General features: G+C 65.8%; 20 protein-coding genes. 10 read left to right on the forward strand and 10 right to left on the reverse strand.

All coding sequences use genetic code 11. From position 1 onward, the window contains the following. Nucleotides 1-43: 43 nt before the first annotated feature. Complete coding sequence (gene def / locus FW760_RS07630; protein ID WP_043862249.1) at nt 44-550, reverse strand: peptide deformylase; 507 nt, start codon at nt 548-550, stop codon at nt 44-46. 209 nt (nt 551-759) lie between these two features. Between def and dprA the strand changes: the two genes are divergently transcribed. Together dprA and FW760_RS07640 are read left to right on the forward strand one after the other, a co-directional pair. Then, complete coding sequence (dprA, locus tag FW760_RS07635) at nt 760-1,857, forward strand: DNA-processing protein DprA (protein ID WP_116052447.1); 1,098 nt, start codon at nt 760-762, stop codon at nt 1,855-1,857. A gap of 39 nt (nt 1,858-1,896) precedes the next feature. Next, on the forward strand, nt 1,897-2,454 hold the full coding sequence (locus FW760_RS07640; protein WP_043862251.1) for an L-threonylcarbamoyladenylate synthase: 558 nt from the start codon (nt 1,897-1,899) through the stop codon (nt 2,452-2,454). Nucleotides 2,455-2,553: 99 nt separating this feature from the next. On the opposite strand, the gene FW760_RS07645 is transcribed toward FW760_RS07640, so the two are convergent. After that, complete coding sequence (locus FW760_RS07645) at nt 2,554-3,531, reverse strand: NADPH:quinone reductase (RefSeq protein ID WP_116052448.1); 978 nt, start codon at nt 3,529-3,531, stop codon at nt 2,554-2,556. A 155-nt stretch (nt 3,532-3,686) separates the two neighbouring features. Between FW760_RS07645 and hemF the strand changes: the two genes are divergently transcribed. Both hemF and aroE read left to right on the forward strand, forming a co-directional pair. Further along, nucleotides 3,687-4,613, forward strand: coding sequence for an oxygen-dependent coproporphyrinogen oxidase (gene hemF / locus FW760_RS07650; RefSeq protein ID WP_058541984.1), 927 nt, complete (start codon nt 3,687-3,689; stop codon nt 4,611-4,613). Nucleotides 4,614-4,665: 52 nt separating this feature from the next. Further along, nucleotides 4,666-5,493 carry a shikimate dehydrogenase gene (aroE, locus tag FW760_RS07655; protein ID WP_116052449.1) on the forward strand — a complete coding sequence of 276 codons (828 nt, stop codon included), beginning with the start codon at nt 4,666-4,668 and terminating at the stop codon, nt 5,491-5,493. Between the two features lie 68 nt (nt 5,494-5,561). On the opposite strand, the gene FW760_RS07660 is transcribed toward aroE, so the two are convergent. After that, nucleotides 5,562-7,133, reverse strand: a complete 1,572-nt coding sequence (locus FW760_RS07660; RefSeq protein ID WP_116052450.1) for a SulP family inorganic anion transporter — start codon at nt 7,131-7,133, stop codon at nt 5,562-5,564. A 60-nt stretch (nt 7,134-7,193) separates the two neighbouring features. Beyond that, entirely contained in the window at nt 7,194-7,715 is a 522-nt protein-coding gene (locus FW760_RS07665; protein ID WP_058541986.1) for an NAD(P)H-binding protein, read from the reverse strand. Between the two features lie 78 nt (nt 7,716-7,793). Between FW760_RS07665 and FW760_RS07670 the strand changes: the two genes are divergently transcribed. Further along, complete coding sequence (locus tag FW760_RS07670) at nt 7,794-8,129, forward strand: DOPA 4,5-dioxygenase family protein (RefSeq protein ID WP_043862256.1); 336 nt, start codon at nt 7,794-7,796, stop codon at nt 8,127-8,129. Between the two features lie 93 nt (nt 8,130-8,222). Here FW760_RS07670 and trpA read toward each other — a convergent pair whose 3' ends face one another. Further along, a complete protein-coding gene (gene trpA / locus FW760_RS07675) occupies nt 8,223-9,035 on the reverse strand; it encodes a tryptophan synthase subunit alpha (RefSeq protein WP_043862257.1) in 813 nt (270 codons plus the stop codon). Further along, nucleotides 9,032-10,249: a tryptophan synthase subunit beta gene (gene trpB, locus FW760_RS07680; RefSeq protein WP_043862258.1), complete on the reverse strand. Its 1,218-nt coding sequence runs from the start codon at nt 10,247-10,249 to the stop codon at nt 9,032-9,034. Before trpB ends, trpA begins: the two co-directional genes overlap by 4 nt. A gap of 111 nt (nt 10,250-10,360) precedes the next feature. On the opposite strand from trpB, the gene FW760_RS07685 reads away from it, so the two are divergent. Beyond that, nucleotides 10,361-11,257 (forward strand): LysR family transcriptional regulator, encoded by an 897-nt coding sequence (locus FW760_RS07685; protein WP_043862259.1) that lies wholly within the window; start codon nt 10,361-10,363, stop codon nt 11,255-11,257. On the opposite strand, the gene FW760_RS07690 is transcribed toward FW760_RS07685, so the two are convergent. Further along, nucleotides 11,254-11,580 (reverse strand): DUF883 family protein, encoded by a 327-nt coding sequence (locus FW760_RS07690; protein ID WP_043862260.1) that lies wholly within the window; start codon nt 11,578-11,580, stop codon nt 11,254-11,256. The two genes, FW760_RS07685 and FW760_RS07690, sit on opposite strands and share 4 nt — an antisense overlap. Nucleotides 11,581-11,737: 157 nt before the next feature. Between FW760_RS07690 and FW760_RS07695 the strand changes: the two genes are divergently transcribed. After that, nucleotides 11,738-11,953 carry a dodecin gene (locus FW760_RS07695; RefSeq protein ID WP_043862261.1) on the forward strand — a complete coding sequence of 72 codons (216 nt, stop codon included), beginning with the start codon at nt 11,738-11,740 and terminating at the stop codon, nt 11,951-11,953. A gap of 52 nt (nt 11,954-12,005) precedes the next feature. Further along, nucleotides 12,006-12,230 (forward strand): DUF1161 domain-containing protein, encoded by a 225-nt coding sequence (locus FW760_RS07700; protein WP_054916042.1) that lies wholly within the window; start codon nt 12,006-12,008, stop codon nt 12,228-12,230. 66 nt (nt 12,231-12,296) lie between these two features. On the opposite strand, the gene FW760_RS07705 is transcribed toward FW760_RS07700, so the two are convergent. Continuing rightward, nucleotides 12,297-13,301 (reverse strand): LLM class flavin-dependent oxidoreductase, encoded by a 1,005-nt coding sequence (locus tag FW760_RS07705; protein WP_043862263.1) that lies wholly within the window; start codon nt 13,299-13,301, stop codon nt 12,297-12,299. Nucleotides 13,302-13,482: 181 nt separating this feature from the next. On the opposite strand from FW760_RS07705, the gene FW760_RS07710 reads away from it, so the two are divergent. Together FW760_RS07710 and FW760_RS07715 are read left to right on the forward strand one after the other, a co-directional pair. Continuing rightward, nucleotides 13,483-13,917, forward strand: coding sequence for an OsmC family protein (locus FW760_RS07710; RefSeq protein ID WP_088514205.1), 435 nt, complete (start codon nt 13,483-13,485; stop codon nt 13,915-13,917). A gap of 85 nt (nt 13,918-14,002) precedes the next feature. Next, entirely contained in the window at nt 14,003-14,236 is a 234-nt protein-coding gene (locus FW760_RS07715; protein ID WP_043862264.1) for a DUF1161 domain-containing protein, read from the forward strand. 3 nt (nt 14,237-14,239) lie between these two features. Here FW760_RS07715 and FW760_RS07720 read toward each other — a convergent pair whose 3' ends face one another. Both FW760_RS07720 and FW760_RS07725 read right to left on the reverse strand, forming a co-directional pair. Further along, on the reverse strand, nt 14,240-14,653 hold the full coding sequence (locus FW760_RS07720) for a PA0061/PA0062 family lipoprotein (RefSeq protein ID WP_043862265.1): 414 nt from the start codon (nt 14,651-14,653) through the stop codon (nt 14,240-14,242). Between the two features lie 52 nt (nt 14,654-14,705). Further along, entirely contained in the window at nt 14,706-15,119 is a 414-nt protein-coding gene (locus FW760_RS07725) for a PA0061/PA0062 family lipoprotein (protein WP_054916040.1), read from the reverse strand. Between the last annotated feature and the right edge of the window lie 45 nt (nt 15,120-15,164).

Consider the following 15,164-nt stretch of genomic DNA (forward strand, 5'->3'; position numbering starts at 1 on the left):
AAAAGAAAAAGGCTTGCCGGAGCAAGCCTTCTGGAATGAGGGATCAAGCGTTCTGGCGGTGCTGCTTTTCCAGTTTCTTCTTGATGCGGTCGCGCTTGAGGTTCGACAGGTAGTCGACGAACAGCTTGCCGTTGAGGTGGTCGCATTCGTGCTGGATGCACACGGCCAGCAGGCCTTCGGCGATCAGTTCGAAGGGCTTGCCGTCGCGATCCAGGGCCTTGACCCTGACCTTCACCGGGCGGTCGACGTTCTCGTAGAAGCCGGGTACCGACAGGCAGCCTTCCTGATACTGGTCCATGTCGTCGGTGAGCATTTCCAGCTCGGGGTTGATGAAGACCCGCGGTTCGCTGCGGTCTTCGCTCAGGTCCATGACCACCACGCGCTTGTGCACGTTGATCTGGGTGGCGGCCAGGCCGATGCCAGGGGCTTCGTACATGGTTTCAAACATGTCATCGATCAACTGACGGATGCTGTCGTCCACTTCCGTCACCGGTTTGGCGATGGTGCGCAGGCGCGGGTCCGGGAATTCGAGGATGTTCAAGATGGCCATAAGCGTATGAGCTGCACTGTGCGATGGGTTGCAAACATGAATGCACATAATAAAGGTATTCGGCGCGTTCGGCACCCTTCTCAAGGTCGGCTAGGGTTTTGAAGGCGACTGGCGGCCCGCACCGGGCGGCGAGTTGTCAAACTATTATCAACAGAGTTATCCACAGGTTTTCACGCGTGGCTGACCCGCCTTCGATCAAGGATGATCCGATGCCCCTCCCGCCTGTTGCGGCGTGCTCGCCGGTTGAACTCGAGGCACGTCTGCGCCTGCACCGCCTTCCCGATATCGGGCCAAAGGGCTTTGGCCTGCTGCTGGAAGCCTTTGGCAGCGCGGCCGCCGCGCTTGATGCGCCCGCCACACAATGGCGGGCGCTGGGCCGCAGCCCGGCCAGCATAACGGCCCGCCACAGTGCCGAGGCTTACGCCGGCGCAGCGGCTGCAATGGCCTGGCTAGAGCGGCCCGGGCAGCATTTGCTGATGTGGGACGCCCCCACCTACCCTGGCTTGCTGGCCGAGCTTTGCGATGCCCCGCCCCTTCTGTTCATTGCCGGCGATCCGACGATTCTGGAGCAGCCGCAGCTCGCCATCGTCGGCAGCCGGCGCGCTTCACGCCCGGCCCTGGACACCGCGGCCGCGTTTTCCAGGCAACTGGCCCGGGCTGGTTTCGTGATTACCAGCGGCCTGGCGCTGGGGGTCGACGGTGCCGCTCACCAGGCTGCATTGGATGCTGGCGGACGCACTATCGGCGTGCTCGGCACCGGCCTGCAAAAACTTTATCCACAGCGACATCATGCTCTCGCGCAGGCCATGGCCGAGCGCGGTAGCGCAGTGGTCTCGGAGTTCCCGCTGGATGCCGGACCGGTGGCGGCCAACTTCCCGCGGCGCAATCGCATCATCAGCGGGCTGTCGCTCGGCGTGCTGGTGGTGGAGGCCAGCCTGGCCAGCGGTTCGCTGATCACCGCGCGCCTGGCGGTCGAACAGGGGCGCGAGGTGTACGCGATTCCTGGCTCCATCTACCATCCGGGGGCCAGGGGTTGCCATCAATTGATACGTGATGGCGCGATGCTGGTGGAGAGCATAGAGCAGATTCTGGAAAGTTTGCGTGGTTGGCAGAACCTTCCGTCGGCCGCCCCCGAGCCGGTGGTGCACCCGCTGCTGGGGTTGCTGCTGGCGGCGCCGCACACCACCGAGGCGTTGGCGCTGGCCAGCGGTCAGGCCCTGCCCCAGGTGCTGGCCACGCTCACCCAACTGGAGCTGGACGGGCGTGTGTGCAGTGACGCGGGGCGTTGGTTTGCCCGGCCGGGCTAAGTACACTGCGTACCAGCCTTTGAACGCGGAGTGACAACGATGGTGAACAGTTGGCGTGTGCAACAAGCCGCGCGGGAAATTCGGGCGGGTGCGGTACTGGCCTATCCGACCGAGGCGGTCTGGGGCCTGGGCTGTGACCCGTGGAACGAGGAGGCGGTGGACCGCCTGCTGGCGCTTAAGTCCCGCTCGGTGAACAAGGGGCTGATCCTGATTGCGGACAACATCCGCCAGTTCGACTTCTTGTTCGAGGACTTCCCCGAGCTGTGGCTGGACCGCATGGCCAGCACCTGGCCGGGGCCCAATACCTGGCTGGTGCCGCACCAGGGCATGTTGCCGGAATGGATCACCGGCGTGCATGACACCGTGGCGCTGCGGGTCAGCGACCACCCGGTGGTGCGCGACCTGTGTTCGCTGGTGGGCCCGCTGGTGTCGACCTCGGCCAACCCGCAGGGCCGGCCGGCAGCGCGCTCGCGCCTGCGCGTGGAACAGTACTTCCACGGGCAGCTGGATGTGATCCTGGGCGGCAGCCTGGGCGGGCGGCGCAACCCGAGCGTGATTCGCGACCTGGCCACGGGGCAGGTCGTCAGAGCGGGTTGAAGGCCCTTCGGGCCTTTTTCGCGGGTCAAGCCCGCTCCCACAGGCGTTGTGGATAACCTTGTGGGAGCGGGCTTGACCCGCGATGGCGTCACTGCTGAATCAAGGCAACAACACCGTAGACCCCACCGTCCGCCGCGCCGACAGCTCTGCCTGAGCCTTGGCCGCCTCGGCCAGCGGATAGCGCTGCTGGATATCCACAGCCAGCTTGCCGCTGGCGATCATTTCGAACAGCTCGTCGGCCATCGCCTGGGTGTTCTCGGCATTGTTGGCATAGCTGGCCAGCGTCGGCCGGGTCACATACAGCGAGCCCTTCTGCGCCAGGATCCCCAGGTTGACTCCGCTCACCGCGCCCGACGCATTGCCGAAGCTCACCATCAGCCCGCGCGGCGCCAGGCAGTCCAGCGAGGTCAGCCAGGTGTCCTGGCCCACGCCGTCGTACACCACCGGGCACTTCTTGCCGCCGGTCAGCTCCAGCACGCGTTGCGCCACGTCTTCACGGCTGTAGTCGATGGTTTCCCATGCACCCAGGGCCTTGGCCCGCGCCGCCTTCTCCGGCGAGCTCACGGTACCGATCAGCTTCACACCCAGGGCCTTGGCCCACTGGCAGGCCAGCGAACCCACCCCACCGGCGGCGGCATGGAACAGCACCGTCTGGCCGGCCTGCAGCGCGTAGGTCTGGCGCAGCAGGTACTGCACGGTCAGGCCCTTGAGCATCACCGCGGCGGCCTGCTCGAAGCTGATGCTCTCGGGCAGCTTCACCAGGTTTGCTTCAGGCAGCGTGTGCACCTCGCTGTAGGCACCCAGCGGACCGCCAGCGTAGGCCACCCGATCGCCCACCTTGATCCGCGTCACGCCCTCGCCCACCGCCTCGACCATGCCGGCAGCTTCGGTGCCCAGGCCCGAGGGCAGTGCCGGCGGCGCGTACAGCCCGCTGCGGAAATAGGTGTCGATGAAGTTCAGACCAATGGCGTGGTTGCGCACGCGGACCTGTTGCGGGCCGGGCGCGGCGGGTTCGAAGTCGACCAGGGTCAATACCTCGGGGCCGCCATGCTGGCTGAACTGGATACGCTTGGCCATCTGCACTCTCCTGCTGGATCCGGGAAAACCCCTATCGGACGCCTTTGCTTGATCGCCGTCAACTGCGGGTGGCCTGCCGCCGGTGGTATGCTACGCGCCGAATTCAGCGCCGGCCCCCGCCTGGCCCGGCCCTAGCCCGTTTCCAAGGTGACCTGATGACTACCCGCACCGAGGCCGTGAAGGCCTACCTGCTCGACCTGCAAGACCGGATTTGCGCCGCCCTGGAAAGCGAAGACGGCGGCGCCCGCTTCGTCGAGGACGCCTGGGTACGCGAAGCCGGTGGCGGTGGGCGCACGCGGGTGATCGGCGAAGGCAACGTCATCGAAAAAGGCGGGGTCAACTTCTCGCACGTGTTCGGCAGCGGCCTGCCGCCGTCTGCCAGCGCGCACCGCCCCGAACTTGCTGGCCGTGGTTTCGAGGCGCTGGGGGTGTCGCTGGTGATCCATCCGCACAACCCCCATGTGCCGACCTCCCACGCCAACGTGCGCTTCTTCATTGCCGAGAAGGAAGGCGAAGAGGCGGTATGGTGGTTCGGCGGCGGCTTCGACCTCACGCCCTACTACGCCCACGAAGAAGACTGCATCCACTGGCACCGCGTGGCCGAGCAGGCCTGCGCACCGTTCGGCGCCGATGTGTACCCGCGCTACAAGGCCTGGTGCGACCGCTACTTCCACCTCAAGCACCGGGGCGAGCCGCGGGGCATCGGCGGCTTGTTCTTCGACGACCTGAACGAGTGGGACTTCGACACCTGCTTCGCCTTCATCCGCGCCATCGGCGATGCCTACGTCGAGGCCTACCTGCCCATCGTGCAACGGCGCAAGGCGCAGCCGTACACCGCCCAGCAGCGTGAATTCCAGGAGTTCCGCCGCGGGCGCTACGTGGAATTCAACCTGGTGTACGACCGTGGCACCCTTTTCGGCCTGCAATCGGGCGGCCGTACCGAGTCGATCCTGATGTCGCTGCCGCCGCAGGTGCGCTGGGGCTATGACTGGAAGGCTGCGCCGGGCAGCGAAGAAGCACGCCTGACCGAGTACTTCCTGCAGGACCGCGACTGGCTGGGCCTGGACAAGGCCGGTCACTGAACCCATTGTGGATAACGTGCCCGATTCGCCGGGCGGACTCAGGAAACGCGTCATGGACCAGTACGTTGTATTCGGCAACCCGATCGGCCACAGCAAGTCGCCGCTGATTCACCGGCTGTTCGCCGACCAGACCGGCCAGCAGCTGGAGTACTACACCCTGCTGGCGCCGCTGGACGACTTCAGCATGTGCGCGCTGGGCTTCTTCAAGCAGGGCAGCGGCGCCAACGTCACCGTGCCCTTCAAGGAGGAAGCCTACCGCCTGGTGGGTGACGGCCTGACCGCACGCGCCTGGCGAGCCGGGGCGGTGAACACGCTGACCCGGCTGCCCGACGGTAGCCTGCAGGGCGACAACACCGACGGTGCCGGCCTGGTGCGCGACCTCACGGTGAATGCCGGGGTCGAGCTCAAGGGCAAGCGCATCCTGCTGCTGGGGGCCGGCGGCGCGGTGCGCGGGGTGCTCGAGCCGTTGCTGGCGCATGAGCCTGCGTCGCTGGTGATTGCCAACCGTACGGTAGAAAAGGCCGAGCAGCTGGCCCGCGAGTTCGACGACCTGGGGCCGGTGGCCGCCAGCGGCTTCAGCTGGCTGGAAGAGCCGGTGGACCTGATCATCAACGCCACCTCGGCGAGCCTGGCCGGCGAGATGCCGCCGATTGCCGCGAGCCTGATCGAACCGGGCGTGACCGTGTGCTACGACATGATGTACGCCAAGGAGCCCACGCCGTTCTGTCGCTGGGCCACCGAGCACGGGGCGGCCAAGGTGCTGGACGGGCTGGGAATGCTGGCTGAGCAGGCGGCGGAGGCGTTCTTCATCTGGCGCGGGGTGCGCCCGGACACCGGGCCGGTGCTCGATGAGCTGCGCCGGCAGCTGGCGCGGGGCTAGAACGCGCGCTGCCTTCGCCGGCAAGGCCGGCCCCTGTAGGCGCCGGCCTTGCCGGCGAAGGGCGCAACTCAATCCTCAAACTGGACCGGGCAATCAGCCGCCCCTTCCAGCTTCTGCAACTCCTCCACCACCTGCCCCCTCGCTCGCCGCAGCACCAGCTGACGGCCCTGCCGGCGCAGCCGCCGCGCCTCCTGGTGCAGCATCTCCACCCCCGAGTAATCGATGAAGTTGATCTGCCGCGCATCGATCACCACCACAGGTGCCTGGCACCGCTGCAGGCGCACCTGCAGATAATGGCTGGCGCCGAAGAAGATCGAGCCGAACACCCGCAGCACATCCGCCTCGCCTTCGCGCGACTGCTGTACCCGTGGTTGCGAAGTGCGCTTGAGGTAGAAGAACAGCGATGCCAGCACCCCGGCATAAATCGCCGTCTGCAGTTCCAGCAGCAAGGTAGCGACGCAGGTCAGCAGCATCACCAGAAACTCCGGCCTGCTGACCCGGTACAGCGCCCGAATCGCACGGTAATCCACCAGCCCCCAGCAGATCAGCAGGATGCTGCCGGCCATCGCCGGGATCGGGATGTGCGCGATCAGGCTGGCGCCCGCCACGGCGAACAGCGCCACCCACAGGGCCGAGAACACCCCCGCCAGCGGTGACTGCGCCCCGGCCTCATAGCTGAGCCCGGAACGGGTGAACGAGCCCGACGACAGGTAGCCGGAGAACCACGCACCGCCCAGGTTGGACAGGCCCTGGGCGCGGATCTCCTGGTTGGCGTCGATCAGCTGTTCGGAGCGGATCGACAGCGAGCGCGCAATCGACAGGCTGGTGACCAGCCCCAGCATGCCCACCGCCACGGCACTGGGCAGCAGGCGCAGGATCAGCTCCAGGTCCAGCAGCGGCAGCGGGCTCAGCGGTGGCAGCCGGCCAATGAACGCCGGCACCAGCGCCACATGGCCGAACAGTGCCGGCCACAGCCACACCAGCAGGCTGGCGCCGGCAAGGCTGATCAACAGCGCCGGCCAGCGCGGCCGTGCGAGCTTGATCGACAGCCCCAGCAGCAAGGTGCCCAGCCCCAGCAGCAGCGATGGCCAGTCGATGTCGCCGGCATGCTGCAGCAGGCCTTGCAGGGTTCTGAGGGCGGTGGCCTGGCTGGCGAGGTCGAGCCCCAGCAGGTTCGGCACCTGGCCCAGGGCGATCACCACTGCAGCGCCGAGGGTGAAGCCGAGCACCACCGAGTGCGAGACGAAATTCACCAGCGCGCCGAAGCGCAGCATGCCCAGCAGCCACTGGAACACCCCGGCCAGGAAGGTCAGCAGCAGGATCAGGCGGATGTAGTCGTCGCTGCCGGGCACCGCCACGGGGCTGATGCTGGCGTAGAGCACGATGGAGATGGCAGCGGTGGGCCCGCAGATCAGGTGCCACGACGAGCCCCACAGGCACGCGATCAGCACCGGCACGATGGCCGCGTACAGGCCGTACTCGGCGGGCAGGCCGGCGATCAGCGCATAGACGATCGACTGCGGCAGGGCCAGGATCGCCCCGCTGAGCCCCACCAGCAGGTCGCGCCGCACGCTGGCACGGGTTTGCCGAGGCAACCAGGCGAGAAAGGGAAACAGACGGTGGCGCTCTAGCCAGGCCATGAAGCTCTCTATGCAGTGCGGTGAAGGCTCAGGGTGCAGGCTATGGCGGCCCGGTGCAAGTCAGGGGGCCTCGATGAAATTCACCTGTTCGCCAACATGCAGGTTCAGGTCCAGCAGGTCGGCAATGCCCGCAGCGATGCCTGCCAGGCTGTCCGGGTGCTCGCTCAGTGGCGTGTTGACCAACGTCCAGCGCAGGCCACCGGCCTGCAACAACTCCGCCAGCGGCGCCGCGCCGCCGCCAAACTGGCCCACCAGCACGATGCGACGCAGGGGCGTGCGGGCCATGCCCGCGAGCAGGGCCTGGGTCATCAGCCCCTGCCGCGAGAAGTCGCCGGGCGCCAGGCCGTCGAGCAGGCACACCACGGCCGAGCCGCCGGCGATGCTCTGTTCGGCCTGGTCTGCGCTGGCCAGGCCGCCGTTCTTGACGTGCAGGCCGGGGCGCGCCTGGGGCTGGTTGAGGTCGTCGAGGATCAGGGTCACCTCGTGCTGGCGCTGCAGCAGTTCGCTTACCAGCGCATCACCCAGGGTGCACTGGCCGCCGAGCAGGATCAGTTTGAAGACAGGTGTTTCGGCGTTTTTCACGATAGCGCTCCGGGGGTATCCTGATGGCCTTTGGACCTGCGGGAGCACCTGGGGGTTCGGTCGAATTCAGGAGGCAGCGTGCAACGGATAAAGGGGTATCACGCCCATGTGTATTACGACGCCGGTACGATGGAGCAGGCGCGGGCGCTGTGCGAGGAAGCCGCCACGCTGTTTGGCGTGAGCATGGGGCGCATGCATCAGAAACCGGTGGGGCCGCACCCGGACTGGAGCTGCCAGCTGGCATTCGGGCCGGAGATGGTGGGCGTGGTGCTGCCGTGGCTGGCGTTGTACCGCAAGGGGCTGGTGGTATTTCTGCATCCGCTGACCGGCGATGAGCTGGCCGATCATCGGGACCATGCGATCTGGATGGGGGCCGTGCGGCCGCTGGATCTTTCGATGTTCGAAGGGGCCTGAAGCGGCGGTGAGGCTTTCGCCGGCAAGGTCGGCTCCTACAGGACTGCGGTGTCTGTAGGAGCCGGCCTTGCCGGCGAAAGAGGCGACGCGGTATCAGCCTTTGCGCGCGCCGCGCACACCTTCGGCCAGCGCCGAACACAGCGCCAGCACATCGCTTACCGCCTGCTCGCCCGTACTGGCGTTGGCCACCTTGTCCACCAGCGCCGAACCCACGACCACACCATCGGCCAGCCGCGCAATGGCTGCCGCCTGTTCAGGCGTGCGAATGCCGAAGCCCACGCTGATCGGCAGGTCGGTGTGGCGACGCAGGCGCTCGATGGCGCCGCTTACCTGATCGCTGGTCGCCGAGCCTGCGCCGGTCACGCCGGCTACCGACACGTAGTACACAAAGCCCGAACTGCGCTCCAGCACGCGAGGCAGGCGCGCGTCATCGGTGGTCGGGGTGGTCAGGCGGATGAAGTCGATGCCCGCGGCCTGGGCCGGGGTGGCCAGCTCGGCGTCGTGCTCCGGCGGCAGGTCGACGATGATCAGGCCGTCCACGCCCGCATCCCTGGCCTCGGCCACGAACTTCTCCACGCCGAAGCGGTGGATCGGGTTGTAGTAACCCATCAGCACGATCGGCGTGGTGGCATTGCCGGTGCGGAACTCGCGCACCATCTGCAGGGTTTTGGCCAGGGTCTGCCCGGCCTCCAGCGCACGCAGGGTGGCCAGCTGGATGGCCACGCCATCGGCCATCGGGTCGGTGAACGGCATGCCTAGTTCGATCACGTCGGCACCCGCAGCCGGCAGGCCCTTGAGGATCGCCAGCGAGGCGTCGTAGCCCGGGTCACCGGCGGTCACGAAGGTCACCAGGGCAGCGCGGCCCTCGCGCTTGAGGTCGGCAAAACGTTGTTCAAGACGGCTCATGCCTGCTTCTCCTGCGCGGCCATATGGCTCATTACGGTTTGCATGTCCTTGTCGCCACGCCCCGACAGGCACACCACCATCAGGTGGTCCCTGGGCAGGGTGGGCGCACGCTTGATGGCTTCGGCCAGCGCGTGGGAGGTTTCCAGCGCCGGGATGATGCCTTCCAGGCGGCAGGTGGCGTGGAACGCATCCAGCGCCTCGTCGTCGGTGATGCTCACGTACTCGACGCGCTTCACTTCGTGCAGGTAGGCGTGCTCCGGGCCGATGCCGGGGTAGTCCAGGCCGGCGGAAATCGAGTGGGCGTCGGTGATCTGGCCATCGGCGTCCTGCAGCAGGTAGGTGCGGTTGCCGTGCAGCACGCCGGGCACGCCGCCGTTGAGGCTCGCTGCGTGCTTGTCGGTGTCGACCCCGTGGCCGCCGGCCTCGACGCCGATGATCTGCACACTGGCGTCATCGAGGAAATCATGGAACAGGCCCATGGCGTTGGAGCCGCCACCCACGCAGGCGATCAGGCTGTCGGGCAGGCGCCCTTCCTTGGCCTGCAACTGCTCGCGGGTTTCCTTGCCGATGATCGACTGGAAGTCGCGCACCATCGCCGGGTACGGGTGCGGGCCGGCCACGGTGCCGATCAGGTAGAAGGTGTCGTCGACGTTGGTCACCCAGTCGCGCAGCGCTTCGTTCATGGCGTCCTTGAGGGTGCCGGTGCCGGCGGTGACCGGCACGATCTCGGCGCCCAGCAGTTTCATGCGGAACACGTTGGCCTGCTGGCGCTCGATGTCGGTGGCGCCCATGTAGATCACGCAGGGCAGGCCGAAACGTGCGGCCACGGTGGCGGTGGCCACCCCGTGCATGCCGGCGCCGGTTTCGGCGATCAGGCGCTTCTTGCCCATGCGCTTGGCCAGCAGCACCTGGCCGATGCAGTTGTTCACCTTGTGCGCGCCGGTGTGGTTGAGCTCTTCGCGCTTGAAGAAGATCTTCGCCCCGCCGCAGTGTTCGGTGAGGCGCTCGGCGAAGTACAGCGGGTTAGGACGGCCGATGTAGTCGCGCTGGAAGTACGCCAGTTGCTCGTTGAACTCGGGGTCGGCCTTGGCCGCTTCGTATTCACGGGCCAGGTCGAGCACCAGCGGCATCAGGGTTTCGGCCACGTAGCGGCCACCGAATGCGCCAAACAGGCCGTTGGCATCGGGGCCGCTGCGGAAGTTGGTCTGGGTCATGGGTCGCTCCAGGGCGTGGGTATGAGGTCGCAATGGGCCTACTCTACCCACGACACGCGCCGCTGAAAACCGATAAGATCGCCACAACCTGTCAGGAAAACTCACACGTCAATGGCCAGAGAACTGCCCCCGCTCAATGCCCTTCGGGCCTTTGAAGCCACCGCCCGGCTCAACAGCGTCAGCCAGGCTGCCGAGCAACTGCACGTGACCCACGGTGCGGTGAGCCGGCAGTTGAAGGTGCTCGAAGAGCACCTGGGCGTAAGCCTGTTCGTCAAGGAAGGGCGCGGCATTAAACTCACAGATGCCGGTGTGCGCCTGCGCGACGCCAGCAGCGACGCCTTCGAGCGCCTGCGCAGCGTGTGCGCCGAGCTGGGCCAGGACCGCGCCGACGCACCGTTCGTGCTGGGTTGTTCAGGCAGCCTGCTGGCGCGCTGGTTCATTCCGCGCCTTGGGCGCCTGCAGGCCGACCTGCCAGAGCTGCGTCTGCACCTGTCGGCGGGCGAAGGCGACCTGGACCCGCGCCGGCCGGGGCTGGATGCGCTGCTGGTATTCGCCGAGCCGCCGTGGCCGGCCGACATGCAGGTGCACGTGCTGGCACAGGAATGCATCGGGCCGGTGCTCAGCCCGCACTTTCCAGGGTTCGACCGCCTGCGTCAGGCGCCAGCCAGCGCCTTGCTGGGGGAAACCCTGCTACACACCACCTCGCGGCCCCAGGCCTGGCCCGACTGGGCCCGCCAACAGCACATCGACCCGCAGGCAATGCGCTACGGGCAAGGGTTCGAGCATCTGTATTACTTGCTGGAGGCAGCTGTGGCCGGCCTGGGGGTGGCGATCGCCCCGCAGCCGCTGGTGGCCGATGACCTGCGTGCCGGCAGGCTGGCGGCACCGTGGGGCTTTGGTCCTACGCGGGCGTCATTGGCCCTGTGGGTGCCCCGGCGCGCCGCGGACGGGCGCGCCGAGCAGCTGGCGCACTGGTTGCGCGCCGAACTGGGGCGGCAGGCGCTTTAGTCGCCGCGCTTGCACAGCAGGTAGGCGGCCAGCAGGCCCAGTGCGCCCACGGCCACGCCGGCGGTGGTCCAGGGGTGTTGCTGGGCATAGTCACGGGTGGCGATGCCGGTTTCGCGGGTCTTGGTCTTGACCTCTTCATAGGCATCGGTGAGCAGGCTGCGCGAGTGACGCAGGGCATTTTCGGCATTGCCCTTGAGGCTCTTCAGGGTCTTGCGCGACTCGTCCGAAGCATCGTCTTTGAGGTTTTCCAGGGATTTGAGGAGACTTTCGATTTCCGCTTCCATGCTTTGCAACGAGGCTTTACGTAGCGAGCTATTGGCCATGGTGGCTCTCCTTCAGGGTTTGAGTGGCATGTGAAGAATGGGACTGCGCAGTGCCGCGAAAGTGCAGAGCAATCGAACTTTTGCCAGGTTTTTACCCACACAGGTAAACCTGCCTGGCGCTGCTAGGCTCAATGCACACCATTGATGGAGAGTAGTCATGTCTGATCACCACACGTACAAGAAGGTCGAACTGGTCGGCTCCTCGCCCAGCAGCATCGAGGACGCGATCAACAATGCCCTGGCCGAAGCGGCCAAGAGCATCAAGCACCTGGAGTGGTTCGAAGTGACCGAGACCCGGGGCCATATCAAGGATGGCAAGGCGGCGCATTTTCAGGTAACCATCAAGGTGGGCTTCCGTATCGCCAACAGCTGATGGCGGCCGGCTGGCCCTGAACCCTTTTTGATCTGAACAAGGAATGCGATCGATGAAGAAGTTGGTATTGGCGTTTGGCTTGATGACCCTGGCCGGGACTGCGCTGGCGGCGGGCAAGCCGTGTGAAGAATTGAAGAGCGAGATTGCCGCGAAGATCGACGCCAATGGCGTACCGCACTATTCGCTGGAGATCGTCGACAAGGGCGCTGCGACCGATGGCAAGGTGGTGGGGTCGTGTGAAGGCGGTACCAAGGAAATCGTGTACAAGCGCGGTTGATCGGTGAGTCTTTCGCCAGCAAGGCTGGCTCCTACGTAGGAGCCAGCCTTGCTGGCGAAAGGGCCTTCAGTTGCCCTTGATGACCTGAGACAGAATCTCGTAGGACCGGATCCGGTCCGCATGCTCGTACAGGTCGCAGGTAAAGATCAGCTCATCAGCACCGGTCTGCTCCAGCAGCACGTCCAGTTTGGCGCGGATCTTCTCTGGCCCGCCCACCATCGCCAGGCCCAGGAAACTTCCCACTGCCTCCCGCTCATGGGGCTGCCACAGGCCGTCCATGCTATCGACGGGCGGGCGCTGCACCAGGCTCTGCCCACGCATCAACGCCAGAATTCGCTGATACACCGAGGTGGCCAGGTACTCGGCCTGCTCGTCGGTATCGGCCGCCACCAGCGGTACACCCAACATCACGTAGGGCTTGTCGAGCACTGTCGAGGGCTTGAAGTGGTTGCGGTACACGCGGATCGCTTCATGCATCATGCGCGGCGCAAAGTGCGAGGCAAACGCATACGGCAAGCCGCGCATCCCCGCCAGCTGTGCACTGAACAGGCTCGAGCCCAACAGCCAGATCGGCACCTCGGTGCCATACCCCGGCACGGCAATCACTTTCTGGTCGGGCGTGCGCGGGCCCAGGTAGCGCACCAGTTCCTCTACATCGTCCGGGAAGTCGTCGGCGCTGCCCGAGCGCTCGCGGCGCAGGGCGCGGGCGGTCATCTGGTCGGAGCCCGGCGCACGTCCCAGGCCCAGGTCGATACGGCCCGGGTACAGGCTGGCCAGGGTGCCGAACTGCTCGGCAATCACCAGCGGCGCGTGGTTGGGCAGCATCACCCCGCCTGCACCCACGCGGATCGTCGAGGTACCACCGGCCAGGTACCCCAGCAGCACCGAGGTGGCGGAGCTGGCAATGCCGTCCATGTTGTGGTGCTCGGCCACCCAGAAGCGGTTGTAGCCGAATTTCTCCACGTGTTGCGCCAGGTCCAGCGAGTTGCGCAGCGACTGGGCCGGGCCGCTGTCCTGGCGTACCGGTACCAGGTCGAGGGTGGAGTATTTGATGTCCGCGAGTCGCGTCATGGCGTGTACGCCTCCTGAATGGTTAGGCCGACAGCATGCCGCGACCTTTCTGACTCTGTATGGGCAGATCACAGGTATTCAATGCCTGCCCCTGCAATCGGGCTGAACTTGCCCGTGGTGACGCCCTCTGAATTGAACGCCAGGCGCGATCCCCCGCGCTCTCAGGCACTCAGGAGGCTTTATGAGTTCGATAAAAAAGACAGCATCGGCAATCTGGCAAGGCGACCTGAAAACCGGCAAGGGACAGCTCTCCACCGAGAGTGGCGCCTTGAAGGCCAACCCCTATGGCTTCAACACCCGGTTCGAAGGCCAGCCTGGTACCAACCCTGAAGAACTGATCGGCGCTGCCCATGCAGGCTGCTTCTCCATGGCCTTTTCGATGATCCTCGGCGAAGCCGGCCTGACCGCCGAGCGTATCGACACCATCGCCGAAGTGACCCTGGACAAGCAGCCCGATGGTTTTGCCATCACCGCCGTGCACCTGATCCTCAAGGCCAAGGTGCCCGGTGCCGACAAGGCGAAATTCGAGGAGCTGGCCAACAAGGCCAAGGCGGGATGTCCGGTATCCAAGGTGCTCAAGGCCCAGATCAGCCTGGACGCCACCCTGGTGGACTGACGCCGGCGCAGATCAGAACGACGCACGGCTTCTTGTGGTCAAATGGCTGTCGGCAGATGGTCTGCCGCCACAAGGAGCTGTTCTGATGACTCGTATTGCATTCGCTGTGCTGACCTCGTTGCTGGCCACCAGTGCGCTGGCCGCGCCCAAGGACTGCGCCGAGCTCAAGGCCGAGATCGAAGCCAAGATCCAGGCCAACAATGTCTCTTCCTACACCCTGGAAATCGTGACCAACGATGAAGTCCACGACCAGAACATGGTGGTGGGCAGCTGTGAGAACGGCACCAAGAAGATCATCTACCAGAAAAACGATCGCTAGCCGTCACGGGATGCAGAAGATGTCGTTCTGTTCTTCGGCGACCAGCTTGCGCTGCGCGTCGTACAGATAGGCACTGGGCTGCATGGCCGGGGCGCGGGCTTCGATGCGGTAGCGCTGGCCGGCCTGGAAGTCGTCGTAGCGAATCTTCAGGTAGCAGGTGCGTTCGGTGGGGTCGGTGCTGAAACCGCCTGAATACACCTCGAAATCAAAGCGCACCACCAGTTCGTGTTTGCCCGGCGTGACCTGGAAGAAACGGCCGTCGTTCAGGCGCTGACCATCCAGGCGGTCGGCCATGAGCACCTTGCCCGGCGTGACGGTATACAGGTCGATCCAGGCCTGCTTGCTGTCGACCGGTGGCAGGGGACTGGCACAGGCCCCCAAGGTACTGATGGCAAGCAGCATCATGGGCTGGCGCATGGCAATCTCCGCTGGCGGGCTACAAGCTACAAGCATAGCGCCATTAGTCTGTTCAGGTACGCTGGCATCCGGCAGGCAAACCGGTGCCGACCAGTTTGCGCTGCTCGTCGTAGAGCTTGGCCCAGGGCCTGAAGCCGATGCTGCCGGCCTGCAACTGATAGCGCTGGCCGGCATTGAAATCCTTGAATTTCACGTTCAGCTGGCAATCGCGCCACAGCGGTTCGTCCACCGGCCCGATATTGCCGGGCGCTACCGCGAACTGATAGCGCACCGTCAGCTCGTGACTGCCCGGCGTGACTTCGAAGTAGCGGGTGTCGGCCCAGCTGCGCTCGTCCACCTCCAGCGCGTGCAGGGTGTCGTCGGCAGCGGGCTGGAGGTCGACCCAGGCCTGGTTCGGGTCGGCGGCGGGCAGGCCGGCGCAGCCGGTCAGGGCCAGCACAGCGCTGGCGGCAAGCATCGTACGCATGGCAAAACTCCGGGCAGGCAGGATAGTCTTGGGCCGATGAGCACT

Source organism: Pseudomonas sp. 1176_21 (genome assembly GCF_052850635.1).